General features: G+C 58.2%; 27 protein-coding genes and 1 pseudogene. 10 read left to right on the plus strand and 18 right to left on the minus strand.

Annotated elements, in window-relative coordinates:
- Nucleotides 1-37: 37 nt before the first annotated feature.
- The gene (gene murI / locus ACFPPD_RS01875) at nt 38-814 is read right to left on the minus strand and encodes a glutamate racemase (RefSeq protein WP_209747197.1); all 777 of its coding nucleotides are present in this window, start codon (nt 812-814) and stop codon (nt 38-40) included.
- Between the two features lie 162 nt (nt 815-976).
- On the opposite strand from murI, the gene ACFPPD_RS01880 reads away from it, so the two are divergent.
- Both ACFPPD_RS01880 and ACFPPD_RS01885 read left to right on the plus strand, forming a co-directional pair.
- Nucleotides 977-1735 carry an exodeoxyribonuclease III gene (locus ACFPPD_RS01880; protein ID WP_209747194.1) on the plus strand — a complete coding sequence of 253 codons (759 nt, stop codon included), beginning with the start codon at nt 977-979 and terminating at the stop codon, nt 1733-1735.
- A 111-nt stretch (nt 1736-1846) separates the two neighbouring features.
- Nucleotides 1847-2086 carry a response regulator transcription factor gene (locus ACFPPD_RS01885; protein WP_209747192.1) on the plus strand — a complete coding sequence of 80 codons (240 nt, stop codon included), beginning with the start codon at nt 1847-1849 and terminating at the stop codon, nt 2084-2086.
- A gap of 168 nt (nt 2087-2254) precedes the next feature.
- On the opposite strand, the pseudogene ACFPPD_RS01890 reads toward ACFPPD_RS01885, so the two are convergent.
- The 3 genes and pseudogenes from ACFPPD_RS01890 to ACFPPD_RS01900 all read right to left on the minus strand — a co-directional run.
- A pseudogene (locus tag ACFPPD_RS01890) lies at nt 2255-2470 on the minus strand (ABC transporter permease); the annotation flags it as partial.
- A 613-nt stretch (nt 2471-3083) separates the two neighbouring features.
- On the minus strand, nt 3084-3632 hold the full coding sequence (gene lepB / locus ACFPPD_RS01895; protein ID WP_209747188.1) for a signal peptidase I: 549 nt from the start codon (nt 3630-3632) through the stop codon (nt 3084-3086).
- Between the two features lie 107 nt (nt 3633-3739).
- A complete protein-coding gene (locus ACFPPD_RS01900) occupies nt 3740-3922 on the minus strand; it encodes a hypothetical protein (protein WP_209747186.1) in 183 nt (60 codons plus the stop codon).
- A gap of 134 nt (nt 3923-4056) precedes the next feature.
- On the opposite strand from ACFPPD_RS01900, the gene ACFPPD_RS01905 reads away from it, so the two are divergent.
- Nucleotides 4057-5208: a DUF2264 domain-containing protein gene (locus ACFPPD_RS01905; RefSeq protein ID WP_209747184.1), complete on the plus strand. Its 1152-nt coding sequence runs from the start codon at nt 4057-4059 to the stop codon at nt 5206-5208.
- Between the two features lie 85 nt (nt 5209-5293).
- On the opposite strand, the gene ACFPPD_RS01910 is transcribed toward ACFPPD_RS01905, so the two are convergent.
- The 4 genes from ACFPPD_RS01910 to ACFPPD_RS01925 form a co-directional block, all read right to left on the minus strand.
- Entirely contained in the window at nt 5294-6424 is a 1131-nt protein-coding gene (locus tag ACFPPD_RS01910) for an acyltransferase (protein ID WP_209747182.1), read from the minus strand.
- 827 nt (nt 6425-7251) lie between these two features.
- Nucleotides 7252-7491, minus strand: a complete 240-nt coding sequence (locus ACFPPD_RS01915) for an SRPBCC family protein (RefSeq protein WP_209747180.1) — start codon at nt 7489-7491, stop codon at nt 7252-7254.
- A gap of 135 nt (nt 7492-7626) precedes the next feature.
- Nucleotides 7627-7902, minus strand: coding sequence for a DUF2277 domain-containing protein (locus ACFPPD_RS01920; RefSeq protein WP_209747178.1), 276 nt, complete (start codon nt 7900-7902; stop codon nt 7627-7629).
- 106 nt (nt 7903-8008) lie between these two features.
- Nucleotides 8009-9763, minus strand: coding sequence for an AAA family ATPase (locus ACFPPD_RS01925; protein WP_209747176.1), 1755 nt, complete (start codon nt 9761-9763; stop codon nt 8009-8011).
- A gap of 110 nt (nt 9764-9873) precedes the next feature.
- Between ACFPPD_RS01925 and ACFPPD_RS01930 the strand changes: the two genes are divergently transcribed.
- Both ACFPPD_RS01930 and ACFPPD_RS01935 read left to right on the plus strand, forming a co-directional pair.
- Nucleotides 9874-10047: a hypothetical protein gene (locus ACFPPD_RS01930; RefSeq protein WP_209747174.1), complete on the plus strand. Its 174-nt coding sequence runs from the start codon at nt 9874-9876 to the stop codon at nt 10045-10047.
- Between the two features lie 210 nt (nt 10048-10257).
- The gene (locus ACFPPD_RS01935) at nt 10258-10404 is read left to right on the plus strand and encodes a hypothetical protein (RefSeq protein ID WP_209747172.1); all 147 of its coding nucleotides are present in this window, start codon (nt 10258-10260) and stop codon (nt 10402-10404) included.
- A gap of 220 nt (nt 10405-10624) precedes the next feature.
- Here ACFPPD_RS01935 and ACFPPD_RS01940 read toward each other — a convergent pair whose 3' ends face one another.
- Both ACFPPD_RS01940 and ACFPPD_RS01945 read right to left on the minus strand, forming a co-directional pair.
- Nucleotides 10625-11095, minus strand: coding sequence for a DinB family protein (locus ACFPPD_RS01940; protein WP_209747170.1), 471 nt, complete (start codon nt 11093-11095; stop codon nt 10625-10627).
- 65 nt (nt 11096-11160) lie between these two features.
- Nucleotides 11161-11934, minus strand: coding sequence for a Cof-type HAD-IIB family hydrolase (locus tag ACFPPD_RS01945; RefSeq protein ID WP_209747400.1), 774 nt, complete (start codon nt 11932-11934; stop codon nt 11161-11163).
- A 149-nt stretch (nt 11935-12083) separates the two neighbouring features.
- Here ACFPPD_RS01945 and ACFPPD_RS01950 point away from each other — a divergent pair, with 149 nt between their 5' ends.
- Nucleotides 12084-12521, plus strand: coding sequence for a VOC family protein (locus tag ACFPPD_RS01950; RefSeq protein ID WP_209747168.1), 438 nt, complete (start codon nt 12084-12086; stop codon nt 12519-12521).
- 69 nt (nt 12522-12590) lie between these two features.
- Here the strand turns inward: ACFPPD_RS01950 and ACFPPD_RS01955 are convergent, their stop codons facing one another.
- The 7 genes from ACFPPD_RS01955 to fabF all read right to left on the minus strand — a co-directional run bounded on the left by ACFPPD_RS01955 (nt 12591) and on the right by fabF (nt 18766).
- A complete protein-coding gene (locus ACFPPD_RS01955) occupies nt 12591-13031 on the minus strand; it encodes a DinB family protein (RefSeq protein WP_209747167.1) in 441 nt (146 codons plus the stop codon).
- Nucleotides 13032-13061: 30 nt separating this feature from the next.
- Nucleotides 13062-13949: a LysR family transcriptional regulator gene (locus tag ACFPPD_RS01960; protein WP_209747166.1), complete on the minus strand. Its 888-nt coding sequence runs from the start codon at nt 13947-13949 to the stop codon at nt 13062-13064.
- 50 nt (nt 13950-13999) lie between these two features.
- Entirely contained in the window at nt 14000-14914 is a 915-nt protein-coding gene (locus ACFPPD_RS01965) for a helix-turn-helix transcriptional regulator (RefSeq protein WP_209747163.1), read from the minus strand.
- Between the two features lie 57 nt (nt 14915-14971).
- The gene (locus tag ACFPPD_RS01970; protein ID WP_209747161.1) at nt 14972-15517 is read right to left on the minus strand and encodes a DUF2812 domain-containing protein; all 546 of its coding nucleotides are present in this window, start codon (nt 15515-15517) and stop codon (nt 14972-14974) included.
- 5 nt (nt 15518-15522) lie between these two features.
- Entirely contained in the window at nt 15523-15861 is a 339-nt protein-coding gene (locus ACFPPD_RS01975) for a PadR family transcriptional regulator (protein WP_378081139.1), read from the minus strand.
- 323 nt (nt 15862-16184) lie between these two features.
- Nucleotides 16185-17369: an acyl-CoA dehydrogenase family protein gene (locus tag ACFPPD_RS01980; RefSeq protein ID WP_209747157.1), complete on the minus strand. Its 1185-nt coding sequence runs from the start codon at nt 17367-17369 to the stop codon at nt 16185-16187.
- Between the two features lie 116 nt (nt 17370-17485).
- Entirely contained in the window at nt 17486-18766 is a 1281-nt protein-coding gene (fabF, locus tag ACFPPD_RS01985; protein WP_378081141.1) for a beta-ketoacyl-ACP synthase II, read from the minus strand.
- Nucleotides 18767-18898: 132 nt separating this feature from the next.
- Here fabF and ACFPPD_RS01990 point away from each other — a divergent pair, with 132 nt between their 5' ends.
- Complete coding sequence (locus ACFPPD_RS01990) at nt 18899-19744, plus strand: helix-turn-helix transcriptional regulator (protein WP_209747155.1); 846 nt, start codon at nt 18899-18901, stop codon at nt 19742-19744.
- Nucleotides 19745-19792: 48 nt separating this feature from the next.
- Here ACFPPD_RS01990 and ACFPPD_RS01995 read toward each other — a convergent pair whose 3' ends face one another.
- Nucleotides 19793-20500, minus strand: coding sequence for a CTP synthase C-terminal region-related (seleno)protein (locus ACFPPD_RS01995; protein WP_209747153.1), 708 nt, complete (start codon nt 20498-20500; stop codon nt 19793-19795).
- A 237-nt stretch (nt 20501-20737) separates the two neighbouring features.
- Here ACFPPD_RS01995 and ACFPPD_RS02000 point away from each other — a divergent pair, with 237 nt between their 5' ends.
- The 3 genes from ACFPPD_RS02000 to ACFPPD_RS02010 all read left to right on the plus strand — a co-directional run bounded on the left by ACFPPD_RS02000 (nt 20738) and on the right by ACFPPD_RS02010 (nt 23830).
- Nucleotides 20738-21643, plus strand: a complete 906-nt coding sequence (locus tag ACFPPD_RS02000; RefSeq protein WP_209747151.1) for an iron-hydroxamate ABC transporter substrate-binding protein — start codon at nt 20738-20740, stop codon at nt 21641-21643.
- 172 nt (nt 21644-21815) lie between these two features.
- Nucleotides 21816-22820, plus strand: coding sequence for a FecCD family ABC transporter permease (locus ACFPPD_RS02005; RefSeq protein WP_209747149.1), 1005 nt, complete (start codon nt 21816-21818; stop codon nt 22818-22820).
- Between the two features lie 2 nt (nt 22821-22822).
- Nucleotides 22823-23830 carry a FecCD family ABC transporter permease gene (locus tag ACFPPD_RS02010; protein WP_209747147.1) on the plus strand — a complete coding sequence of 336 codons (1008 nt, stop codon included), beginning with the start codon at nt 22823-22825 and terminating at the stop codon, nt 23828-23830.
- The last annotated feature ends 13 nt before the right edge of the window (nt 23831-23843 follow it).

The raw sequence follows: 23843 nt of genomic DNA on the forward strand, positions 1-23843 counted from the left end.
ATCTAACATAATATATCGGCTGAAGCAGCCTATTCGCTTATAGCTCGTTCGTACGGAGCAGATGAAGCGCCGTCCGCATTTTGTCGACGTATTCCGGCTGGCCTCCGGTGCACAGGAGACGAACGTTGCCGCTCCCCCGTCCCGCCGCCACGCCGTAACGGTTCAACAACGAAGAAAGCCTCTTGATCGTGCCGGCGTTGCCGTTCACGATCTGAATGTGCGGAGGCAATACCTCTCGCAGTATTTTCGTGTAAAAAGGATAATGCGTGCAGCCGAGCACGACGATTCCGTATTCGTTCAGATCGTAAGCGGACAGCTTCTCGCGGAAATAATCGCCGATGATCTTCCGGTCGAACTGGAGCGACTCGCAATACGGCACGAGCTCGGGCAACGGCAACGAATCGACGATGCCTCCTTCGTCGACGCGATGGACGAGCGCATAATATTTGGGCATACTCAGCGTGAGCTGCGTCGCGAAGACGAGCACGCGCTTGCCCGTCGCCCTGTTCATCTCGACGGCCGGCTTCACGGCCGGCTCCATGCCGACGATCGGCAGCGAATATCGCTCGCGCAAGTCGCCGACCGCGATGCTCGTCGCCGTATTGCACGCCAAAACGAGCGCATCGATGCCTTCGCCGATCATCGTCTCGACGGCTTCCAGCACGTAGGCTCTCACTTGATCTTCCGTTTTCGTGCCGTACGGCACGTGCAGCGTATCCGCCATATATAAGTAATCTTGGTCGGGCAATCTGCGCAGCGCTTCGTCCAGCACCGTCAAGCCGCCGATTCCCGAGTCGAAGAAACCGATTGTCATCGTCATCTATTCCTATTTTCCGTCATGAAAGATATTCCTAGCATAGCGCGACCGAAGCGCCTTCGCAATGTCAATTCTCTGCCATTGTTTCGGCTGGATTCGCGGCTTGTTTATGATACACTAGACTAGAATAATTTAGCAGATACTAAGGGGATCGGCTCGATGAAACTCGTATCTTGGAACGTTAACGGTTTAAGAGCGTGCGCCAACAAAGGATTCGGCGATTACTTCCGCGAAGTCGGGGCTGACGTCTTCTGCGTCCAGGAGACGAAGCTGCAGGAAGGGCAAATCGATCTCGATCTCGGCGGCGAACACGAACAATATTGGAATTACGCGGTGAAGAAGGGTTACTCCGGCACGGCCGCGTTCACCATGAAGAAGCCCCTCTCGGTGCGCTACGGCATCGAGGAGAACGAGGAGCCCGAAGGGCGCATCCTCACGCTCGAATACGAGAACTTCTATCTGGTCACCGTGTATACGCCGAACGCCAAGAGGGATCTGTCCCGTCTCGAATACCGGCTCGAATGGGAAGACCGGTTCCGCGATTACTTGATCTCGCTGGACAAGCTGAAGCCCGTCCTCGCCTGCGGGGACTTGAACGTCGCCCACAACGAGATCGACATCAAGAACGCCAAGTCCAACCGCGGCAATTCAGGTTTCACGGACGAAGAACGGGAGAAGATGACGAGGCTGCTCGAAGCCGGCTTCATCGACACGTTCAGGCACATCCACCCGGACAGGACCGACGTCTATACGTGGTGGTCGAACATGCCGGGCGTGCGCGCCAAGAACGTCGGCTGGAGAATCGATTATTTCCTCGCCTCGGCGCGGCTGGCCCCGCTCATTACGGCCGCCGAATCGGATTGCCACGTGCTCGGAAGCGACCACTGTCCGATCGTCCTCGAGATCGCGTTGGATTAGGCTTAGACCGGAAGCGTAACTTCCAACCAAACACTTTCCTAACAATCTTCGTCCACTTCTATTAACAAAATGCTGATACAATTGTACTAGTTCGATAACGAGGTGATGAAAGTGGAACAGATAATCGCCGATGCATTCGGGCCTTACGGGCTAACGAACCGGGAAATCGAAGTCGTAACGTTGATTATCGTCCAAGGCTACTCCAACAAAGCGCTTGCGGAAGTCCTTCATATTAGCGAGAAAACGGTTAAAAACCACGTGGCCAACGTCTTCGCGAAGCTGAACATCGGCAACGTGCGGCAGTTGATGCCGATCTGCTTGCGTGGCTTCGCCAAGGGGTTGTCGGCGTAATCGCGCGTTAACGGCAATCGTTTCCGCTATCGCTCCAGCCAAGCGACAACATCCTCCGCCTCCTAAACAAAACAAAAGCATCGCAAAGAAAATCCCCTGCCGGATCGCCCGGCAGGGGATTTCGTTATGAGGCGGCGCGAAACCGCGGCATTCCTTCGCGCTCTTCGGATCGAGCGCGTCGCGGAGGGCGTCGCCGATAAAGTTGATCGACGGCACGCACAGGATGATCATGACGCTCGGCGGCACCCACAGCCAAGGCTGCGACGTCAATACGGTGAGCGACTGCGCGCTCGCCAGCATGTTGCCCCAGCTCGGCGTCGGCTGCACGCCGAGGCCGAGAAAGCTAAGCGAGGCTTCGTCGAGAATCGCGACCGCGACGCCCGACGCGGCATAGATCAGAACTCGTCTCTTCAAAATAGCGATAGCGATTTGGCTTTGTCAACTCGGACGACGACATTCCGTCGCGCCCCCGCCGTTGTGCCCACAGCGGCGCAATAGTTCGACTAACTCCAACTATCGACGCTGATCTTCCACCAACCGCTGCCTCCCTGCCACCCGCCAAGTAACAAAATGTATGGACTACAGTTGAAATTGCTCATCTCGCCCTTATTAAGCAATCAAAATGCAAATATGCAGGTTGTTGGCACCGAAAACTCCAAAACCGATCCAAAGCGGAAAACAACCTGCATATTTGCAGGTTGTTCCCAACTTCGGACTAAACTAACGAATACAAACTGCATATTTACATTTTGTTTAAACTAGAGGGGATGTGTTTGTTTAGGTCGCGGGGTTGGGTCGCGGGGTTGGGTCGCGGGGTTGGGTCGCGGGGTTGGGTCGCGGGGTTGGGTCGCGGGGTTGGGTCGCGGGGTTGGGTCGCGGGGTTACCGCCCCCTCCCGAAATTAAAAACCGCGAGTCTTCGAATGAAGACCCGCGGTCGAATGTCGGTCGAACTCCCGGTCGTTACACACCTCACTTCCCGGGCTTCCGACCGTTCGCTTACATCACTTTCTTGCCGAGCACGTGGTCGAGCGGGATGAAACCGATCGCGCGGCTGTCCTCGCTATGGTTGCGGTTATCCCCCATGACGAAGATATGGCCTTCCGGCACGGTCCAGTTCTCTTGCGCGCTCGACTCCATCGCTTCCTTCACGTAAGGCTCGTCGAGCTTCTCGCCGTTCCGGTACACCTCGTGGTTTCTTAGCTCCAGCACGTCGCCCGGCTTGCCGACGACCCGCTTCACGTAGAACACGTGCTCCGTCGTGTTGTGGAACAGCTGAAAGATCGGATTGTCCTTCACGTCGTCGAAGAACGTCCTGTTCCGGTCGACCCGGCTGTCGATAATGACGATGTCGCCGTACTTCGGGTAATAAGAGAACGTGTGCGACAGCTTGGAGACGAATAACCGTTGTCCGTCGCGCAAGGTAGGGTCCATCGAGTGCCCTTCTACTTTGTAAGGTTGGATGACGAATATGCCGATGACCATCGACAGAACGAACGCGATCGCGATCGTTCCGATCCACTCTCTCGCGAATTTCAATAGAATCATGCGCGCTCTCCCTTACGCTCTTTTCCATATTCTATCATATCGGATTACAAGGTTCCATGCCGCGGCGATCGTCGGGAAATACCTTATGCGAGGCTACTTTTCCCATCTCACAGCCCGTCGATCAGTCCTTGGACCACGAGAGCCACGACCATGACGAGCCCGACGCGGGCAGAGGCTTCACCGATACCGGATGCCGACGGGGAAGCATTGTTCTCGTTGTTGTTATTGCCGCAAGTCGCCAAGCTAAGCGTGAGCAAGCTGGATGCCGGTACGACTTCCGCTGCTTTCATTTTCTGTTTGCCATGTTGAAAAGCCGAATTTCGGAAGCGAATCCGCCCGATTCCGATGTATACTGGAAGGACATTACCTTGCCGTGCGGAAGATATGGATCGCGCGTTAAGCCGGGCAAAAGGGGAGTATCGCCATGCAAGCGGGGGCAGTCGATCGGGCTTATTGGATTCGAAAAATGACGGAAATGGCGGAGCCGGTGTTGGGGGCGCTCGCGAGGGGACGGTTGAGGCTGGACATGCCCGTCGAAGGAGGTGCCGATCGCGCGCGGTATGCCCACCTCGAAGCGTTCGGCCGGCTTCTCGCCGGAATGGCGCCTTGGCTCGGCTCTAATCCGGCGGACCCCGACGAGGAAAAGCTACGTCTGCGTTATGCGGAGTTGGCGCGCGCGGGACTGTCGGCGGCGACCGATCCGGGCTCGCTGGACTTCATGAACTTCTCCGAAGGCGGTCAGCCGATCGTGGACGCGGCTTTCCTCGCCCACGCGATCGTTCGCGCGCCGGAGGAGCTATGGGAGCCTCTCGATTCGCGAACGCGGGCCGCGGTGGCGGCCGCGCTACGCGCGACGAGATCGCGCAAGCCGCATTTCAGCAACTGGTTGTTGTTCTCGGCGATGATCGAGACGGCGCTCAGGGTCATGGGCGAGGAATGGGATCCGATGCGGATCGACTACGCGCTGAGGCAGCACGAGCAATGGTACTTGGGGGACGGCATGTATTCGGACGGTCCCGAATATCACGCGGATTATTACAACAGCTTCGTCATCCAGCCGATGCTCGTCGACATCGTCGAACGCGCGGCCGACGCTTCGGAAGATTGGGAACGGCTCCGGGGGCCGATCGTCGGCCGCGCGCGCAGGTACGCCGCCGTGTTGGAGAGGTCGATCTCCCCGGAAGGCACGTTTCCCGTCGTCGGCCGATCGATCGTCTACCGCGCCGGAGCGTTCCAGGCGCTCGCCCAAACCGCGCTTCGGGAGGAGCTGCCGGCGGAAGCGTCGCCTGCCCAGGTTCGTTGCGCGCTGACCGCCGTTCTCCGTCGCGTGCTCGAGGCGCCCGGCACGTACGACGACGCCGGTTGGCTGACGATCGGCTTGTGCGGCCGCCAGCCGGAGCTCGCCGAACCGTACATCTCGACCGGGAGCCTGTACTTGTGCGCGACGGCGTTCCTGCCGCTCGGTCTCGGGGAGGAAGCTTCGTTCTGGAGCGCGGACCCGGAACCGTGGACGGCGGCCAAAGCATGGTCCGGCGCTTGGACGCCGATCGATGGGGCTTTGTACGGTCGGAACTAACGAAAAAGCCGTCAAGGAGATGTGAATCCCTGACGGCTTTTTGTCGTATTGGCTATAGGTTCTGGGCCTGTTCCGCCCCGCCCTACTACCGCTCGCCCACGAGGACGACGCTTGCGACTCTCGACTTCTTCACCATCGCGACGAACAGCCACGACGCGACAAGCGCCGCCGCGCCGCTGCCCCATAGGAGCAACTCGAAGTAAGACGGGAAGTTCTGCATCACCTTGTCCCTCCACATATACAGGACGAACGGGTGGAAGAAGTAGATGCCGAACGAAGCGATGCCGATGCTCTTCAACGCTAGAGCGAGTCGGCCTCCGCGGCCGTGCAGCCACATGGAAACATAGATCAAGGCGAAACAGCAAAGCGAGCAGTACCCGTAAGTCGTCGCGAAGTTCACCCAAGAGCGGTATGGTTGCTCCAAGTAACCCGGTTCGTACGCCAGCATCGCGACTTGGCCGACGTAGACCGCTCCGAACAGGAAGGCGGACGAGAGCAATATTTTCCGCCCGGGGGCGGACAGCGACTTGCCGGACTTTAAACGGATTCCCGCGTATGCGCCCAAGAACAAGTAAAGCATGTACGAACCGACGAATACGCCCGTACGGGTCATGTGGAAGTAATAATAATTGCCGAGATAAAACGCGACTTGGCATGCGATCCCGATCCACGGCAGATTGGATCTGACCCACTTCAGACGCGCGAACGCGAGGAACAGCGGGAACAGAACGAAGAATTGGATCATGATGACGATAAAATACAGGTGCGTGTAATTATTGCCGTATAGCAAACCCCGGAAAAAGTCGGGAATCCGATCCATCGGCGACACGCCCTTGATGCGGGACACGAACAGGTAATAAAATATCGACCAAGCGACGTACGGCAGCACGATCGACAACAGCCGCTTCCCGTAGAACGTCCCCCATCGGATGCCGGAACGGCCGTCGTAATTATAGAAGTGAACGAGCGCGCTCAGGAACAAGAACGACGGTACGGCGAAATACGAAGCCGCGTTGACGATCAAATACGCCGGATACCAAGGATCGTCCTTCGGCAGCGTACCAATCGCGTAAGCGGTCGTGTGGATGAGAATGACGGCGAGAATCGAGATGGCCCGGTATACGTCTAAATATTGGATTTTGCCGGCGCCGCTCGCTTTCTCCGTCGAAGATTCGGATGCGGTTGCGGATGCGGTTGCCGCTCTGCTGCTTGCCAAGATTGACCACTCTTTTCTGTAGATGAATCAGCATGTAAGACGCCTCTCTATAGCATACAAATTTCTACATAAAAGTATAGGTGCAGACCCGCTATTTTTTTTGCTTCGTGCGGATGGCGCGCATACACTGCCAACGGAGGTGAATATCTCTTGCTGCCGACCAAACAATATCCGGTCAACACGGTACGGACATCAACGGTTTTCCGGGTTGCGCCATGCCCGGTCCGGCGCCGAGGCCGCTTTTCTAGGTGCAAGCGGGTAACTAAGTGTGATGAAGGCAGTAAATGGGATGACGTTTCAGGAAGAAAGTCAGCTGTCTACTAACATTAGTTGTACTCCGTGCAATGAGGCGATTCGTGTTTAGTTGTCGGGGTGTGCGGTCACTCCCCCGCCGAGCCAACCTGCATGGACTACAGTTTGTTTGCGCCATTTCCTCGTTTTCACCCGACAACCTGCATCTACTACAGTTTGAATACCGTAAATAGCTCATTTTCGCGATTTCCTCGGAATCAAACTGCACCCCATGCAGTTTGATTCGCACGATGCAGCCGATTACCGGAACCAAACTGCACTTTTGCAGGTCGATGGATGAACGTTAGACTTGCGCGCACAACGCATCCCCTCTACTCACATAGCCATCTCGTATCCCCAACTCGCTCACCTTACCAATCCCCTACAAGCAAAAACGGCTTCATGAGAAGAGTGAGACGTTATAAATTCCGATGCGCACAAGCAAAAACGCCTTCGGCGTCCTACGGACGTCGGAGTAGCTTTGCGTAGGGATCAGAGGAGTATAAGGAAGTCGAAACTTTTACTTTCTGATCCACTTAAAAAGACCGGACGCTATTCCGCGAAAGAAAGAGGTCCGGTCTTTGCCTACGGCGTCGATTATTCGGGTTGCCAGCCGAGTCGAGCGTCTTGCCCGTCTCGAAGTACGATTTGAGATTGCTGAGGATGATCGGCCAGCTTTCCTGCGACGACTCGTAGGACGGATGGTCATCCGGCCATTGGTCGTTCACGATCGTCAGTTTCGTGCAATTTCCTACCGCTTCGACCGACATCGTCACCCTAATCCGAAGCTCCGCGTGGTTTTCCCGGTCTCATCATATACCCTCCGTTTAAGTCGATTAACGTCTAATCCCCACTATAAGAGCCGCTGCCAGGTCTCGTATTGTAAAAACGCGACACCCTCGTTCGGCCGCTTACTCCTTCGCGCCGAATCTTCTGACCGACTTCGCCCGCGCCCGCTGCGCTTCGATCTCCCGGTTCTTCGACGGCGCTTGCGTCACGAGGGAATCGAGCAGCCGCTGCGCGACGGCCGTCACTTCTTCCACCGCCCGCCGAAACGCTTCCTCGTTGGACTTGGACGGCGCGTTAAATCCCGACAGCTTCCTGACGAACTGAAGCGATGCCGCTTGCACCTCGTCCGGCGTCGCCGGAGGATCGAAATTAAACAACGTCTTGATATTCCTGCACATGGCTTGTCCCCTTCTCTCGTTCGTCCTTCCGCGAATACGGCGCGAAGCGCGGGAGCTTCTCCGCTCTCCGCCCTCCGCGCCTCGCGCTTCACGTTTAAACCCGGCTTTACGTCTGCCCTTCTAATTTCGACTTTTCCGGTCCGCTTTCCTCCCGCGCCGCCGCGGGCGTCGACTTATCGAGTAAACCGAAGTCTGCCAATTGCCGAATAACCGGCGGATAAGGCCGCTTCGTCCCGTACAGATTCTCGTAGATCCCCTCGATCTCTTCGCCCGTCAAGTCTCCGCGCTCCAGCAGCTGGCCCGCGATGACGTGAACGAACTCCGCGTGGTCCGTCACGAGTTTCTTCACCTGCTTCATCTGGTCCTTCAGCAGCTCGTTGATCTTCGGACGCATCGACTTCAGACCGTCGCCGTAACCGCCCCCGAACGAACGCCAGCTGAACAGCTCGTCGCCCATGCCGACCAAGCCGAGATAGACGCCTGCCAGCTCCGTCGCTTGCTGGAGATCCGACGTTACACCGTTCAGCTTCTTGCCGAGGAACTCCTCTTCGACCGCGCGGGCGGCGAGACACACTTGGATCTCCGCGAGAATTTCCCCGTCGCTGCGGTTGTAACGCTCGCTCATCGGCTTCGTCGCCGCGAGGCCGAGCGCGTCTCCGCGCCGGATGATCGTGACCTTCCACACCCGATGGTGCGGCTTGAGCAAGTATTGCGCCACCGCATGGCCCGCTTCGTGATAGGCAACGTTGCGCTTCTCGTCATCGTTCATTGAACGGAGCGGTTGCTTCAGCCCCCACTCGTAAGTCTCCATGGCCGACCTGAAATCTTCGTAAGTCGCCGCTTGCCCGCCCCGTTGATGGGCGATCACGACGGCTTCGTTGACGATATGCTTAATCTGCGCCGGGCTGTATCCGATCGTGTCGAGAGCGGCCATCTCGGGAGTGAGCGTCGGGTCGCTTTTTACTTTCTTCAAATAGTATTGGAAGACGTCGACGCGGCCGTCGTAATCGGGCGAATCGACCCATAGCTTCCGGTCGAAGCGGCCGGGCCGCAGCAGCGCGTCGTCGAGGACGTCGGGCAGGTTGGTCGCCCCGATCGTGAGCACCGCCGGACGTTCGGCCTTCTTGCGCCGCAGTCCCATCATGCGAAGCATCTTCGTGATTTTCGAATTGTCGACGTTCGGCGGATCCATCTGCATGAGCAATTCGTTGAGCAAGCCCGAGCCTCCCGTGGCCATCCCGAACAGTCCGCCTCCGCCGGCGCCCCCTCCATTCTGCCTCTTCATGCCGATCGCGTCGATCTCGTCGATGAACAGCATGCACGCGCCGAAGATCCTCGCCCTCTTGCGCGCTTTGCGGTACAGCATCATGACCTTCATGTTGCCCATGCCGAAGAACATGCTCGTGAAGCTGGGCGCGGAAGCATAGGCGAACGGCACCTGCGCCTCGTTCGCAATCACTTGAGCCAAATAAGATTTGCCCGTGCCCGGCGGACCGCAGAGCAGCAGCCCGCGTATCGCTTCCCCGCCCATTTCCTTGAAGTCTTTCACGCCGCGCAGCAAAGCGACGATTTTCTTCGCGTTCTCGACGATCTCCGGGTTTCCCCTGTAATCGTCCCATGTCGCGCCCGTCTCCCCGGGCATGATCCAATAGAGCCGAACCCTTCCCAAGAACCAGAACATGGCGCCGAATTGGACGATGATGAACATGATGGCAAAGAGCAGGTTGATCGCCAAATACAGCAATTGCGTCGCGATGTTCTGCACCGTCGGACCGCCGAATCGGATATAAGAGACGATTCCCGCGACGACGATCAGCCTGATGAGGAATCTTCTCCACTGAATCCAACGATATCTCCTCATCGCCCTCACTCCCTTTAGGGTTGGTCAATGCTCTTATGGATTAAATGTTTATTCCGATTATTGCCATTCATCCCGCATAACGCCCGTCCCTCTTTGTAATAATTTTAGGAATGCGCCTTCAGCGGCGAAGTCGAGCCCCCAATGTCGCCGGCACGCTCGGCGGAGGCAGATTCTCCTTCGGCTACGCGGACGAGTCCGGCAAGCGGTTGCTCGGATTCGACTTCGTCAATCCGTCCCGTTTCGTACAAGCCGTCGCCGCGATCGAGAAAGCGAAGAAACGCTAAATACTTCGGCAAGACGTCATCGGACAGGCCGGCAAAGAAGCGACGGTCGGCATCGTCCGATTCGCGAACGCGAAAGGGAAGAAACCTCTGGCGAGTCTCGTCCTGAAGACGAGTTCGGGGCTTGTCTTCCAAGACTTCGTCGGGACGGACGACAAGCAATCGACTTGGCGCGTCGACGACGGTGGCGAGTTCCCGCCGGAAGCGTTCGTCGTGCTGTTCGTCAGCAAGTCGAAGGCGGGATACGCCCTCGCTTACGATTGGCAGGGCTTCGAAGGCAGCTCCCTGGAGCTGCTTCAACAAAAGGGATCGAAATTCCGTTCCGTCATCCACGGCTACCGTTACACGTCGCCGCTGTGAGAATGTCGGACGGGGCGCCGGGCTCGCTATTTAATGGCGATGCCCCCAGCGCGTTGCTCATATGAGATAAATCGTACCCGCTGTTTTGGGGCGATCTTACGCCGAAATTCGTTCGCTAACGATGAAAAACATCGCAACAGCTCTCGCCGCACGGCAAAAAGGCCGAATTTCCGCGTCGCGCTTCGACGGGCATTCGGCCTTTTCGCTTATGCTGATTCGCTTAGGAAAGCAGCAATCTCTTATAGTTCTTGATGGCATTCACATGCATGCCTTCGTGATACAGGTTAAAGCTGAGGCATTGCGCGGGCGTCTCCAGCAACAATCCAGCCGATGTCGTGAACGGCAAAGCCAACGGTTCGTTCAGCCTTGCACCAAGAGCGGCGGCAATTCGTGCCGGTTGATCCTTCAGTAGGCTCTCGAGCTCCCGAAGGGTCGGAACGGAACCCGGAACGTCCGGCGAGACCGTGAGCGGAGACGTATCGCGCTCGAAACGCTCCTTGAAGCCTTCCGGCAATTGCAAGGACAACCCAATATATTGGAACGCGAACCGCTCCGTAACGACGTAAATATGTCCGGCGTTCCAGCGAATGCTGTTCCGGAACAGCTGCGGCACCCGGTCGGCGTCATCCTCGGCAACTCCCTCAAGCTGCTTCAACGTCTGCGAACGCGCGAATTCCAATTGCTTGAACATATAGTCGCCCCCCTATCGGTTTACCGGTTTTTCGGTTCATTCCTCTCTTCGATGCATGCTTTGATTTACAGCAAGCCCGCATACACGAGTCCGTTGCGGACGCCGCCCTCTTCGACGCGGGAAGTGACGTGATCCGCGAAAGGCAGCAACTCCTCGTGAGAGTTGCCCATGGCGATGCCGAGACCGACCAGTTCCAGCATCTCCTTGTCGTTAAGGCCGTCGCCGAACGCGACCGCTTCCTCCGTCGTCAATCCGAGGGACGCCAGCAACGCTTGAATGCCGTCCGCCTTCGACCCCGCCGAAGTCAGCACGTCCATCGCCTTCGCGTGCCAACGAACGAAGCGAAGGTTCGGCAGCTTATCCGGATAAGCGTGCTCCTCGTGGCTCTCGCAATGAAGGAACACCTGATAGACGCCTTCCGTCCGCCAGAAGCCCGCATCGACGCCCGGATGCTTGACCTTGAGCGATTCGACCGCGTCGAACACGTGCGAATGCCCCTCTTTATTCGTGTAGAAGTTCGCCTTGCCCTCGAAAACGAGCGGATGCCCGAGTTCGCCCGCGAGTTCGACCAGTTTCTCCAAGTCGGATAGCGGAATGGTGCGTTGGTACACCTCTTCGCCCCTGTAGACGACGTAGGCGCCGTTCAGGCTGACCCAGGAATCGATGCCCAGCTTCTCCGCGATCGGTTGGAAGAAGTAAGGCGCTCTCCCCGTCGCGATAACGGGTTCGACGCCGCTCATCTTCAGCTTGCGGATGGCCTCCACCGTATCGTCGGGAATTCTTTTTTCCTCGTCCAACAACGTGCCGTCGAGATCGAAAAACGCGATTTTGTAAGCCATGATGACGAAAGCCCCTTCCTTGTGTCGAATAATCATTCGTTGCTTTCTATCATTATACAAATCTTCCGGGATGTAAATTAAATAAAAGGGATTTCTTATATAACATCGAATTCTTCCAACCATATCCTAATGATCGAGGTGCGATCGAATTGAGAGAATCGAACGGCAAGGGCGTATTCGGCAAAACGATTCAAGTCCGTCTGGTCTCGGACCTACGGCGCTCGCAAGCCTACTATCGGGACGTTCTCGGCTGCGAGGTCGACGATTGGGGGCACGCGGAGAGGGACGGCATGCTCGTCATTCTGCAACAGGCGGCGGCACCCGAAGACGTGCGGCCGAACCCGCCGTCGAGGAAACGGCCGGATTACCCGACAGAATGGGAAGGCCCGGACGCCGGGTGGGATACGTTCATTCACGTCGGCTGGGACGACCTGGACGACCTCTTCGCCGACATTCGCGGCAAGGGCGGCAACGTCGCGGCGGAGCCTTTTACCGGGGCGCACGGCAGATGGGAATACAAGAACGCGTACATCCGGGACCCCGACGGCTACACGCTCGTGCTCGGCGCCATGCGGGAAATCGCGTAAGATCGACTCGTAACAACAGCCCACGAAAGCAAGGACGACGTCCGTCCTGCTTCCGTGGGCTTTTTCGTATTATCGCTCGCCGAAAATTTGACCGAGATGGTGCTCCATATGCGCCACGTAATCTTCCGCCAGCCACGCCAGCGTGACCGGATGCTCTCCGCCGTTGTCGCACGGGGTTAGCCATCGTTCATCGGGTACGTTCGCGAGGATGCGCGAGATTTGACGGTTGAGCGCTTCCCATAACGCCAATACTTCGGCGGCGGGAGCGTCGCGATAGCGCATGAGCGCCACCCAATCGTCCTGCGCGCACTTCAGTACGCGATAGGGCAACGGCTCGTATTGCGCCCGCACGTACCGTTGCGTATTCGTCAGCGCGGAATCGCACAGATGGCCGAGAATTTCCTTGCCCGACCATTTGTCAGGACGCCGCCTCTCGGAGAACGACGCTTCGGGAATCGCCCGTACCAAGGGAGGAACTTCCGCGATGTAACGGTCGAGTCTCTCCAGCACGAGGGAGTAAAGTTCGCTTATATATCGATCTTATTTCCCGCTCGCGCCGCCTGCGCCGAACAGCTCCAGAAACCCGAGGAACGCCTTCGACTGCCACTTTTTCTTGGAGTAGATCAACTGCGTATGGAAATTGTTCTCCGGGTGATCGAACGGCACCGCGATCATTCGCCCGGCACGAATATCTTCGGCCACGACGATACGCGGCAGCAGCGCGATGCCCAGCTCGTAGATGACGCACTGCTTGATCGCCTCTTGGTTGCCGAATTCATAGGACAGCCGGTAATTCACCTGCCCGCTCTTCAGCGTCCGAAGCAGCATCGACCGGTAAGAACAGCCGTCCTCCGTCAAGATGAGCGACTCGCTCTCTAGATCCTTCGGGCGAATCCGCTCGTATCCGGCGATCCGATGGTCCGGATGCGCCGCGATCACGAGCTCTTCTCGCCTCAGCACGATGGTGTGAAGATCGTCATGCTCGAACTTCGGATCGAGAATGATGCCCAGATCCTGCTCCCCGTCGAGCACCTTTTCGATAATCTCCGGTTCGTTGGACGGCTGCAGAATGACGTTCATCTCGGGAAAGGACTTGCGGTAAGCTTGCAGGTAGGGAGGCAGAAAATGCGCGGCCAGCGTCTCGATCGTGCCGATCGCGAGCGTCCCCTTCGCTTGTTGGGCCACGTGTTCGCGGGATTGCTCGTGCAGCCGCACCAGTTCGTGCGCATAGCCTAGCAGCGATTCGCCGGCGGCCGTCAGCCTCATTTTCCGACCGTACCTTTCCAGCAATACGGCATCGTAGGCTTCTTCGAGCTTCTGAATCTGGGCGGTCACGCTGGACTGCGCGTAGCCGAGCTCCTCCGCCGCCTTCGTCAGGCTTCCCCACTTGGCGACTTCGCGAAACGTACGCAAATAAACGAGTTCCACGCCGGATCCCTCCCTTTATTCTTGATGTATACGCCTCCGAACCGTTAAGCTTACGCCTCGTACCGTCCCAGCATGCTTCTCAGCTTCGCCTCGAATCGCTCCCGAAGCTCCGGCGGCTCTAGAATGACGGCCCGGTCTCCGAAGCCGAGAACGAGCGACATGAGCCATTCCGTGTGGCTCGCGTCGCCGATGTTCAGCGTCAACGTTAGCGAACCATCCTCGTTAAACGTCTTGTCCGCGCCCATGAAGACGTCAAGTGCCTTCGCGAGAGCGTTCGGCAAGAAATGGACGACGACCTTCGCCGGTTCCGGACGCAAACTCCAATCGGGCATGCCCTCTTGCGGACGGACATTGTGAACGCGGCTAAATGTCTCCGGAAGAACGGCCAGCTCCACGATTCTTGACAGCTTGAACTCCCGGTAGTCCTGCCTCGACAGGCAGAAGCCGTAGACGTACCAGCTTTGGTTTTTGTACATAAGGCTGGCCGGTTCGATCTTCCTGCTCGTTCTGTCGTTCTTCGCGTCGATATAGTCGAACCGAACAATATGCTTGGACGTGATCGCGGAACGGATCGAGCGAAGCTCTTTATTGTTCAGCCGCCGGTTCTCGATATCCAGCGACAGGCTCGGCATGCCGTTCTCCTGTTGGATCGTCTGCAGCTTGCGGACCGTCTCCATCGCTTTATCGTCCCGGAATACGGTAGACATGCCCTGGAGGACGGTAATAAGCGAACCGACGTCATAGGAGCCGAGCAAGCTTCTGTCCATCTTGTACTCTTCGACGATGCCGTAGCCGCCGTTCACCCCTTGATAAGACACGATCGGAATGCCGGCCGCGCAGATCGCATCGATGTCGCGGTAGATCGTCCGTTGGGACACTTTGTATTTGTCAGCCAATTCCGACGCCGACAAGATTTCGTGGTTCAGCAGCATATAGATCATGGAGATCAGCCGTTCGAGTTTCATTCGGATCGTCCTCTCCGTTCATACGTTCTTTTCCGCCGTCGCCGCGGAAACGGCGGATTAAGACGACGAGAGCGTCTTCGCCTTCCGCCCCATTTTCACGAATCCGTAGCCGAGTAACCCGAATAGCAATGAATAACCCGTCAGCATAGGAACGGCGATCCCCCACCGGACGCCGCCGGCCGGAAACCAGAGTCCCAGGTTAAGGAACAGCAGCAGCAGCAGGTTCACGAGCGTCATGACGGCTTGGGTTTTCCGGTAATGCGCGGCGAGCGATTCTTTGTCCGAGTATAGACTCGGGGTCTCTCCGGGCTCCCGCGGTCTGCGAAAATAGTGCCACATCGCCCCGTAGGAACTCACGTATTCCCATCCGGCGTCGCGGTACAGCGCAACGTACTCTTCCTTCTTCTCCCTCGGAGTTATGCCGGTCTGATAGTCCAATCGGTAAACGTACCGGACCGAGCCGTCCCGAACGAACGTGCTCCTCACCGCTCCGGCTTTCTCCAGATGCAAGCCTTCGCCGGACACCCGGTCGAGATAAGCCTCTTCCTTCTCGTAGTTCCAGCTCGCCCACAGATGAACTTTTTTCTCCCTGACGATGGCCATCCCCATCATTCTCCTCTCGCCGCGGTCGCGATGCGTCCCGACTCCAGAAGCTCCTGCAACCGCGCCATCTCGGCCGCGACGATCGCTCGGCCTTCCTTCGTAATCGCGTACGTTTTTCGCCGCGAATCCGCTCCATCAAGCACGGGCGCGTTATCGATCCACCCTTTGTTCAGCAACGTGTTCAGCGCGGTATATAGCGTTCCCGCCCCTAGCTTCACCCGGCCCCCGCTCATCTTCTCGACGTCCTGCATGATGCCGTACCCGTGGCCGGGCTCGGCGTACAGCGCGATCAGGATGTAGTAAAAGGCCTCCGTCAGCGGAAGAGACTCCTTGAATGCGCCCAATCCCGCAACCTCCTTCATTCGAGACCAAATGTATCGATTCCAAATATATCGCATGACGATATAATATATCTCGATATATCGATTGTCAATATATGTGATGCGATCGTCTTCCAATATGGTCATCTTGACCGTTAACTCTATTGTCCGCCCAAGCAAAAACGCCTTCGACGTCCTCAAGGAACCGAAGAAGCTTTGCGGAGACGATTCAGCAATGGATATGCGTGAAACTTATACATTCTGAATCGTGAAAAAAAGGCCGCAACGGATCGCCTTTCGGCAGCCGTCGCGACCTTGCAAACTTTATGAGCGGGCAGAATAGGCGCTTACTCCTGCAACGCCCGCAGAGCCAGCATTTGTATGACCGCGTCGTCCATCGGCGGATTGTGCAAGCCGGCCCGGACGTCCCGGTACATGCGTTCCAGCGGCAAGCTCTTGGACAGGCTCGCGCCGCCGACGATGCGCATCGCTTGATCGACGACGCGGATGGCCGCGTTCGTGGCGAGATGCTTCGCCAGCCCGAGCTCCGGCTTCATCGTCTCGCGCGCTTCAGTCAGGCGGTCCCAACGGTCCGCCGTGAAGTACAGGAAACTTCTCGCCGCGACCAGCTCCGCCTCCAACATACCGATCTGCCGCTCGATGTGCGGCAGCTCTGCAATCGGCTTCCCGATCGAATTCGGCCGATGCTCTCGCGCGAACCGGAGGGCGAAATCTCTCGCGGCGTACGCGATCCCAATGTAGCACGCGGGAATGTGGAGCAACGCTCCCGCCTCGTCCGGCAGCTTCGTCTTCGGCGGCAGGCCGGGCGCGTAAATCGCTTCCTCGTCGGGCACGAACGCCTGATCGAGCACGACGTCGTGGCTGCCGGTCGCCCGCATCCCGAGCGTATTCCACGTCTCGTCGACCGCGACGCCCGAACCTTGTCGAACGAGGAACTCCCCAACCCTATCGCCGCCCTCGATCGTCGCGGACACGGTGAACAGCCGAACGATCGGACTTAGCGTGCTGAAAATTTTACGGCCGCTGATGAGCCACCCGCCGTCCGCCCGGACGGCGATCGTCTCCGGCTTGCCGCCGCGCGTCGGGCTGCCGGTCGTCCGCTCGCTGGCAAAATGGTTGATGAGCGCGCCGTCTCGCACGACTTCCGCACATAGCTTCGCAAATAGCGTTTCCGGCCACGAGCGAGAAATCCGCAATTGCATCAACTGGCCGAGATGCCAGCCGACGGCAAGCGCGGTCGAGCCGTCTCCCCTGGCCAGCCTTTCCTGGGACAGCACGAGCTCGTACAGCGTTGCTTCTTCCCCGCCATATTCGCTAGGAATCGTCAGCTTTAAATAGCCGGACTCCTTCAGCTCCGCGAAGTTCTCGAAAGGAAACGTCCCTTCCTTATCGTGAATCGGCGCCCGGCTCGCGAACGATGCGGCCATCCGATCCGCCCGATCGGCTATCGCGGCTTCCCGGTCGTTCCGGATGAACATGTCCGCCGCCGTTTTCCCGTTTTCCGTAACCATGTCATCATTCCGCCTTCCGCCATTACGGACGAGAATCGTATGTTATAGACTCTATTGTACTCTCGATCCGTATGCAAGCGGCATATCGTTCCCTACCGCCTCGCAACCTCCCCTTGTTAGTACTTCTTCAGCACGATAACCGCGTTGTGCCCGCCGAAGCCGAACGAGTTGGACATGCCGATCGTCGGATTCGCCTGACGCGCCTTGTTCGGAACGTAATCCAAGTCGCACTCCGAGTCTCTCGTCTCCTGGTTGATCGTCGGCGGAACGATGCCCGTTTGCAAGGTCTTGACCAAAGCGATCGCCTCGACGCCTCCCGCGGCGCCGAACAGGTGACCCGTCATCGACTTGTTCGCCGTCACGGGAATGCGATACGCCGCCGGACCGAACAGCCGCTTGATCGCGGCCGTCTCCGACTTGTCGCCGAGCTCGGTGCTCGTCGCGTGAGCGCTGATGACGTCCACTTCATCCGGTCTTACGCCCGCGTCCAGAAGCGCCGTCTTCATCGCGCGGTACGCCCCGTCGCCTTCCGGATGGGTCGCGACCATATGATACGCGTCCGAGCTCGCGCCGTAGCCGATCACCTCGGCGAGTATCGTCGCGCCCCGCCGAAGCGCGTGGGACAGCGACTCCAGTACGAGAATGCCAGCGCCTTCCCCTATGACGAAACCGTCCCTGCACGCGTCGAACGGGCGGCTCGCCTTGGCTGGCTCGTCATGCCGGGTCGACAACGCCGTCGCGTTCGAGAAGCTGGCCAAGGAAATTTCGGCGACCGCGGCATCCGTCCCGCCCGCGAAGACGATGTCGGCTCTCCCGGCCTGAATGTGGTGGAACGCCTCTCCGATCGCGGTATTCCCGATCGAGCAAGCCGTCACGGGAGAAAGCGTCGAGCCTAACGCGCCCAGTTTGATACTAATCAGCGCCGCGGCCATGTTGGCGATCATCATCGGCACGAGCGTCGGGCTGACCCTGTCCGGCCCCCGCTCTCTCAGCACGTCATGCTGGTCCATGAGTGTCTGAAGCCCGCCGATCCCCGAGCCGACGTATACGCCGAGCCGTTCCTTGTCGATCCCCTCGAGATCGATGCCCGAGTGCTTCAGCGCCTGATCGGCGGCGGCGAGCGCGTACTGGCTGAACCGATCCATACGGCGTGCCTCCTTGAGACCGAACCGTTCTTTCGCGTCGAAATCCCGCACGATGCCGGCTATTCTCGTCTTGAACCGGGACGTGTCGAACGCATCGATAACCGAAATGCCCGACTCTCCCCGCACGAGCCGACTCCAGAACGTCTCCGCGTCGTTTCCTAGCGGCGTGATCGCCCCCATCCCCGTAACGACGACTCTTTCTTGCCTCCTATTCGCACCCGCTGCCGATCCCGTTGCCGATTCCATCGTCATTGCCGCAACCTCCTTGAACTCGTCTGAGTCATCCTCTATACTCATCTTGTCATTCAGATTATCCTAGTACAAGTTGTTGTTTATTATAGTATAAGAGGTAATACGATATATAGAGATACGAGGAGGAAGTCCATGAATGCCCCCGCCCGGCTTCAAGCGTTGTCCCAGTTCCTGAAAACGCAGCGCGCCAAGCTCTCCCCCGAATCCGCGGGGCTTCCGGCAGGCGGCAGAAGAAGAACGCCCGGGTTGCGTCGCGAAGAAGTCGCGCAGTTCGCGGGCGTCAGCCCGACATGGTACACGTGGCTGGAGCAAGGACGGGACATCCAGGCGTCGGCTTCCGTGCTCGATAACGTGGCGACGGCTTTGCGGCTGACGGTGGACGAGCGGAAGTACTTATTCTCGCTCGCGCTGGAGAAAACCCCGAGATACGCCCACTTTCATGAAGCGGACGAACTCCCCCGGATCAGCCCGTCTCTTCGGATGATTTTGCAGGAGCTGACGTATTGCCCGACGGTCATCTCCGACCGCAGATGCCACATCGTCGGCTGGAACGACGCGGCCTCTCACGTCTTCCTGGATTTCGAGCTCATTCCGCCGGAGGAGCGGAACATGATTCGGTTGCTATTCACGAGAAAAGAGTTCCAGCGCCTTGCCGTGAACTGGGAGCAATTCGCCAGCGGATTCTTGGCGATCTTCCGCGCCTACTATGGTCAGTACGTGGAGGACGAATGGTACGAGGAGTTCCTGTCGGAGATGAAGGCGACGCATCCCGACTTCAACCGGTTATGGGAGCAGAGCAAGGTAAGCTCCGCGCCGGAGGTGCTGCTCGAGTTCAGGCACGCGAAAGCGAGGAAAATGCTTTTTCAGCTCACGTCCCTGCAAGTGCATGGCGGCGCCGATCTCAGATGCAGCATCTACACGCCGGCTCCGGACACGGCGACGAAATCCAAGCTAAAGCAGCTTATGGCGCAGCCATGAATAAGGGGAGGCCCGGTGTTCGCGGGTTGCCTCCCCTTTTTCTCGTCTCTAGGAGACGCTTGCCGCCCGTACGAACGACTTCACGAGCGGGTGAACGATTCCCCTGAACGCCGAACGCTCCGGCTGGAACAGCGCCCCGACGAAGAACGGATGGCCGTTCAGCTCCATGATCCGCGTCTCGCCTTCCGGGTCCCGCCCGACGACGCGATAGCCGGCCGAATCGAGCAAAGGAGCGAACGCCGGATTCGGACCGTAATTGCATGTCCCGTATTGCTCGACGGCCTCGTCCGCTCCATAGAAACCCGCGACGCGCGAGCCTGGGCTTAGCCGGAAAACGTTCGTCGTCTCGCTGACCGAACACATCAGCGGAGTCACCCACTTCTCCGCGGCTTCCGGATTTTCTTCCGCGTGTCCGGCGCCTTCCGCGCCGAGCGCGTTGCGCGCGATTTCCAGAATCATGTGCTGGAAGCCGCCGCACGTCCCCAGCGCCGGAACTTGCCGTTCCCTCGCGTAACGGATCCCGTTCAACGCCCCCTGCATGCTTGCGTAAGGGCTGGCGGGAACGATCCATATGCCGTTATAAGACCGAAGCTTCTCCGCGACGTCCTTCCCGTCCCCCGCCAGCTCCGGCGTCGGGATCCATTCGTGCGCCGCCTCGACTCCAAGCGCTTCCGCCGCCAGCCGCAACGCCGTTGGAATGGCGACGTGCGCCTTCACCTCCGCATTGTAATCCCCGATCAATCCGATTCGCACCATTTTCGCCCGATCTCCTCTCCTATTCCCGTTTACGCAAATGCCATTAAAAATAAGGATTAATCATAGATTCCCGCCCTAAATTTGTCAATCGGAACTTCCGTCGGAAATTTATCGCGCGATCCCGACAAAACCAGTTGACAAAACCTCGCCCCCCCCTTAAAGTGAGTAACAGTGATACTGATAATCATTATCAACGAAGCGACAAATATACTTGTCCATATCCAAAGGAGACTACCCATGAAAACCCGTATCCTTCCCATCCTTATGATCCTCGCGCTCGCTATCGCCCTTAGCGCTTGCGGAAGCAAGAACGACAATGCCGGCGACGGCGCCAAAACGATTACCTACGAATCGCAAACCGGTCCGGTCGAAGTACCCGCCGATCCGCAGCGCGTCATCGTCCTCTCCTCGTATGCGGGCGACGTTCTATCGCTGGGCGTCAACCTCGTCGGCGTCGATTCCTGGTCCAAGATGAATCCTCAGTTCGAAGAGAAGCTCAAGGACGCCGCGGAAGTGACCGACGAGAACCTCGAGAAAATCATCGAGCTGAAGCCCGACCTGATCATCGGCCTCGACAATATCAAGAACATCGACAAGCTGAAGGAAATCGCCCCTACCGTCGTGTTCACGTACGGCAAAGTCGACTACCTGACGCAGCATCTCGAGATCGGCAAAGCCTTGAACAAAGAAAAAGAAGCCCAAGCCTGGGTCGACGATTTCAAGAGCCGCGCGGCGACGATCGGCGCGGACATCAAAGCGAAGATCGGCGAAGGCAAGACGGTATCCGTCATCGAGAGCTTCGACAAACAACTGTACGTCTTCGGCGATAACTGGGGACGCGGCACGGAAATCCTGTACCAGGCGATGGGACTCCCGATGCCGGCCAAAGTGACCGAAATGACGGAAAAAGACGGCTACTACGCGATTTCCGCCGAAGTCGTCGCCGACTACATGGGCGATTACGTCATCTTCAGCAAAAACCCGGACGCGGACAACTCGTTCCAACAAACGGATACGTACAAGAACACGCCCGCGGCGCAAGCCGGACACGTCTTCGAAGTCAACGCGAAAGAGTTCTACTTCAACGACGCGCTGACGTTGGACTTCCAATTGGAAACGTTCAAGAAGCAATTCCTGGGCTAAGCAAAAACGCCTTCGGCGCGCCCTCTGGACGCCGAAGAAGCTTTGCGGAAACGATTCGGAAATGGATGAACGCTATAATAATACAGTCTGAATCGTTAAATCAATCCGCGGGAGGAATTCATGCCATCATGAATTCCTCCCGCTATTCTTATGTAGGGACTGAACCGATACGATGAATACGAGGAAACGATCCCCCTATACGTACGCCTGGAAGCTGATCGCGGGCGTTCTCGCGCTTGTCGCCATGTTCGTCGTCTCCATGAGCTTCGGCGCCGCGGACGTGTCGATGAAAGACGTCTGGCTCGTTCTGACTTCGGGGCGGAGAAGCGATACGCTCACGATGCTCCGCGAGATTCGTTATCCGCGCGAAGTCGCGGCCATTCTGGTCGGATCCGCCCTCGCGGTCGCCGGCGCGATCATGCAAGGCTTGACCCGCAACCCTCTCGCGGATCCGGGGTTACTGGGTTTGACGGCCGGCGCCAACGCGGCGCTTGCCTTTACCCTCATCATGATTCCGGCAGCCGGCTATTTCGGCAAGGTGGTCGCCTGCTTCGTCGGCGCGGCAGTCGGCAGTTTGCTCGTGCTCGGCATCGGCGCCGTCAAGAAAGGCGGCCTGTCTCCGCTAAAGCTCGTGCTGGCCGGCTCGGCGGTATCCGCGTTGCTATACGCCGTCGCGGACGGATCCGGACTTCTGTTCAAAGTGTCGAAAGACGTGACCATGTGGACGGCGGGCGGACTGATCGGCACGTCGTGGGGCCAGGTGCAGGCGATCGCCCCGATCGTGCTGATCGGCGTGTTCGTCGCCATCGCCTTGTCGCGGCAACTGACCATCCTCAGCTTGAACGAGGAAGCGGCCGTCGGACTCGGCCTTCGCACGGCTTACGTCAAAGTCGCGCTTAACGTGCTCGTCATCCTGCTGGCGGGATCCGCGGTGGCGCTCGTCGGGAACATGGCTTTCATCGGACTGATGGTTCCCCATATCGTCCGTTTCATGTTCGGAACCGACTACCGGTCCATCGTCCCGATGTCGGCCGTCTGGGGAGCGATATTCATGCTAATGGCCGACACGCTCGGACGCACGATCAACGCTCCGTACGAAACGCCCGTCGTGGCGATCATTGCGATGATGGGACTGCCGTTCTTCCTATTGATCGTGCGCAAAGGAGTTAATGGCTAACCATGATCCACCCCGCGCTTGCCAGAAAACAACGAATCGTCGTCATTTCGTTGCTGATGCTCACCTTGCTTACGATCGTCGTCGGCATGGGGCTCGGCTACTCTTCTCTTTCGTACGACAGGCTTCTCCCGACGTTGTTCGGGGGAGGAACGTTCAAGGAAGAATTCGTACTCTTCGACATCCGTCTGCCGCGCATCGTCATCACGATACTCGCCGGTATGGCGCTCGCGTTGTCCGGCTCCATCCTGCAGGGCATCACGAGAAACGACCTCGCGGATCCCGGCATCATCGGCATCAACTCCGGCGCCGGCGTGGCAATCGCGGTGTTCTTCCTGTACGTCCCGATCGACCCGGGCTCGTTCGTCTACACGCTCCCTCTCGTCGGCTTCTGCGGAGCGATACTGACCGCCGCGCTGATCTATCTGTTCTCATACAGCAAGAACGAAGGCTTGAATCCGACTCGCCTCGTCCTCGTCGGGGTAGGCTTCTCGCTCGCGCTCTCGGGGCTGATGGTCATCATTATTTCATCGGCGGAACGCGTCAAAGTCGATTTCATCACCAAGTGGCTCGCCGGTAACATCTGGGGCACGGACTGGCCCTTTATCGTCGCTCTGCTGCCATGGCTAGTCATCTTGGTGCCGTTCGCGCTGTACAAAGCCAATACGATGAACATGCTGAGCTTGCACGAATCCGTCGCCGTCGGCGCGGGCGTCAACGTCCTGCGCGAGCGCATAGTGCTACTTGGAACGGCGGTCGCACTGGCCGCTTCGGCCGTTTCCGTGACAGGCGGCATCGCCTTCATCGGGCTGATGGCGCCCCACATCGCCAAAGCGATCGTCGGACCGCGCCATCAGATGTACGTCCCCGTCGCCGTGCTGCTCGGCGGCTGGCTGCTGCTTCTGGCCGATACGATCGGGCGGAATATCGTTGACCCCGACGGCATTCCTGCCGGGATCATGGTCGCCTTCATCGGCGCTCCGTATTTCGTTTACTTGTTGCTGAAAAAATAGCGCGATGAAGCCG

The organism is Cohnella suwonensis (assembly GCF_042655365.1).
Taxonomy (GTDB): domain Bacteria; phylum Bacillota; class Bacilli; order Paenibacillales; family Paenibacillaceae; genus Cohnella; species Cohnella suwonensis.

Excerpts from the sequence above, each read along its gene's own strand:
- ACFPPD_RS01920 (WP_209747178.1), bottom strand. The coding sequence starts at position 7,902 with ATGTGCAGGAATATCAAGACGTTGTTTAATTTCGATCCTCCGGCGACG.
- ACFPPD_RS01995 (WP_209747153.1), bottom strand. The coding sequence starts at position 20,500 with ATGGTGCGAATCGGATTGATCGGGGATTACAATGCGGAGGTGAAGGCG.
- ACFPPD_RS01965 (WP_209747163.1), bottom strand. The coding sequence starts at position 14,914 with ATGAAACTCGAACGGCTGATCTCCATGATCTATATGCTGCTGAACCAC.
- ACFPPD_RS01880 (WP_209747194.1), top strand. The coding sequence starts at position 977 with ATGAAACTCGTATCTTGGAACGTTAACGGTTTAAGAGCGTGCGCCAAC.
- ACFPPD_RS01980 (WP_209747157.1), bottom strand. The coding sequence starts at position 17,369 with ATGGTTACGGAAAACGGGAAAACGGCGGCGGACATGTTCATCCGGAAC.
- ACFPPD_RS01970 (WP_209747161.1), bottom strand. The coding sequence starts at position 15,517 with ATGGCCATCGTCAGGGAGAAAAAAGTTCATCTGTGGGCGAGCTGGAAC.
- ACFPPD_RS02010 (WP_209747147.1), top strand. The coding sequence starts at position 22,823 with ATGATCCACCCCGCGCTTGCCAGAAAACAACGAATCGTCGTCATTTCG.
- ACFPPD_RS02000 (WP_209747151.1), top strand. The coding sequence starts at position 20,738 with ATGAAAACCCGTATCCTTCCCATCCTTATGATCCTCGCGCTCGCTATC.
- ACFPPD_RS01925 (WP_209747176.1), bottom strand. The coding sequence starts at position 9,763 with ATGAGGAGATATCGTTGGATTCAGTGGAGAAGATTCCTCATCAGGCTG.
- ACFPPD_RS01905 (WP_209747184.1), top strand. The coding sequence starts at position 4,057 with ATGCAAGCGGGGGCAGTCGATCGGGCTTATTGGATTCGAAAAATGACG.
- ACFPPD_RS01900 (WP_209747186.1), bottom strand. The coding sequence starts at position 3,922 with ATGAAAGCAGCGGAAGTCGTACCGGCATCCAGCTTGCTCACGCTTAGC.
- ACFPPD_RS01940 (WP_209747170.1), bottom strand. The coding sequence starts at position 11,095 with ATGTTCAAGCAATTGGAATTCGCGCGTTCGCAGACGTTGAAGCAGCTT.
- lepB (WP_209747188.1), bottom strand. The coding sequence starts at position 3,632 with ATGATTCTATTGAAATTCGCGAGAGAGTGGATCGGAACGATCGCGATC.
- murI (WP_209747197.1), bottom strand. The coding sequence starts at position 814 with ATGACAATCGGTTTCTTCGACTCGGGAATCGGCGGCTTGACGGTGCTG.
- ACFPPD_RS02005 (WP_209747149.1), top strand. The coding sequence starts at position 21,816 with ATGAATACGAGGAAACGATCCCCCTATACGTACGCCTGGAAGCTGATC.
- ACFPPD_RS01945 (WP_209747400.1), bottom strand. The coding sequence starts at position 11,934 with ATGGCTTACAAAATCGCGTTTTTCGATCTCGACGGCACGTTGTTGGAC.
- fabF (WP_378081141.1), bottom strand. The coding sequence starts at position 18,766 with ATGACGATGGAATCGGCAACGGGATCGGCAGCGGGTGCGAATAGGAGG.
- ACFPPD_RS01990 (WP_209747155.1), top strand. The coding sequence starts at position 18,899 with ATGAATGCCCCCGCCCGGCTTCAAGCGTTGTCCCAGTTCCTGAAAACG.
- ACFPPD_RS01930 (WP_209747174.1), top strand. The coding sequence starts at position 9,874 with ATGCGCCTTCAGCGGCGAAGTCGAGCCCCCAATGTCGCCGGCACGCTC.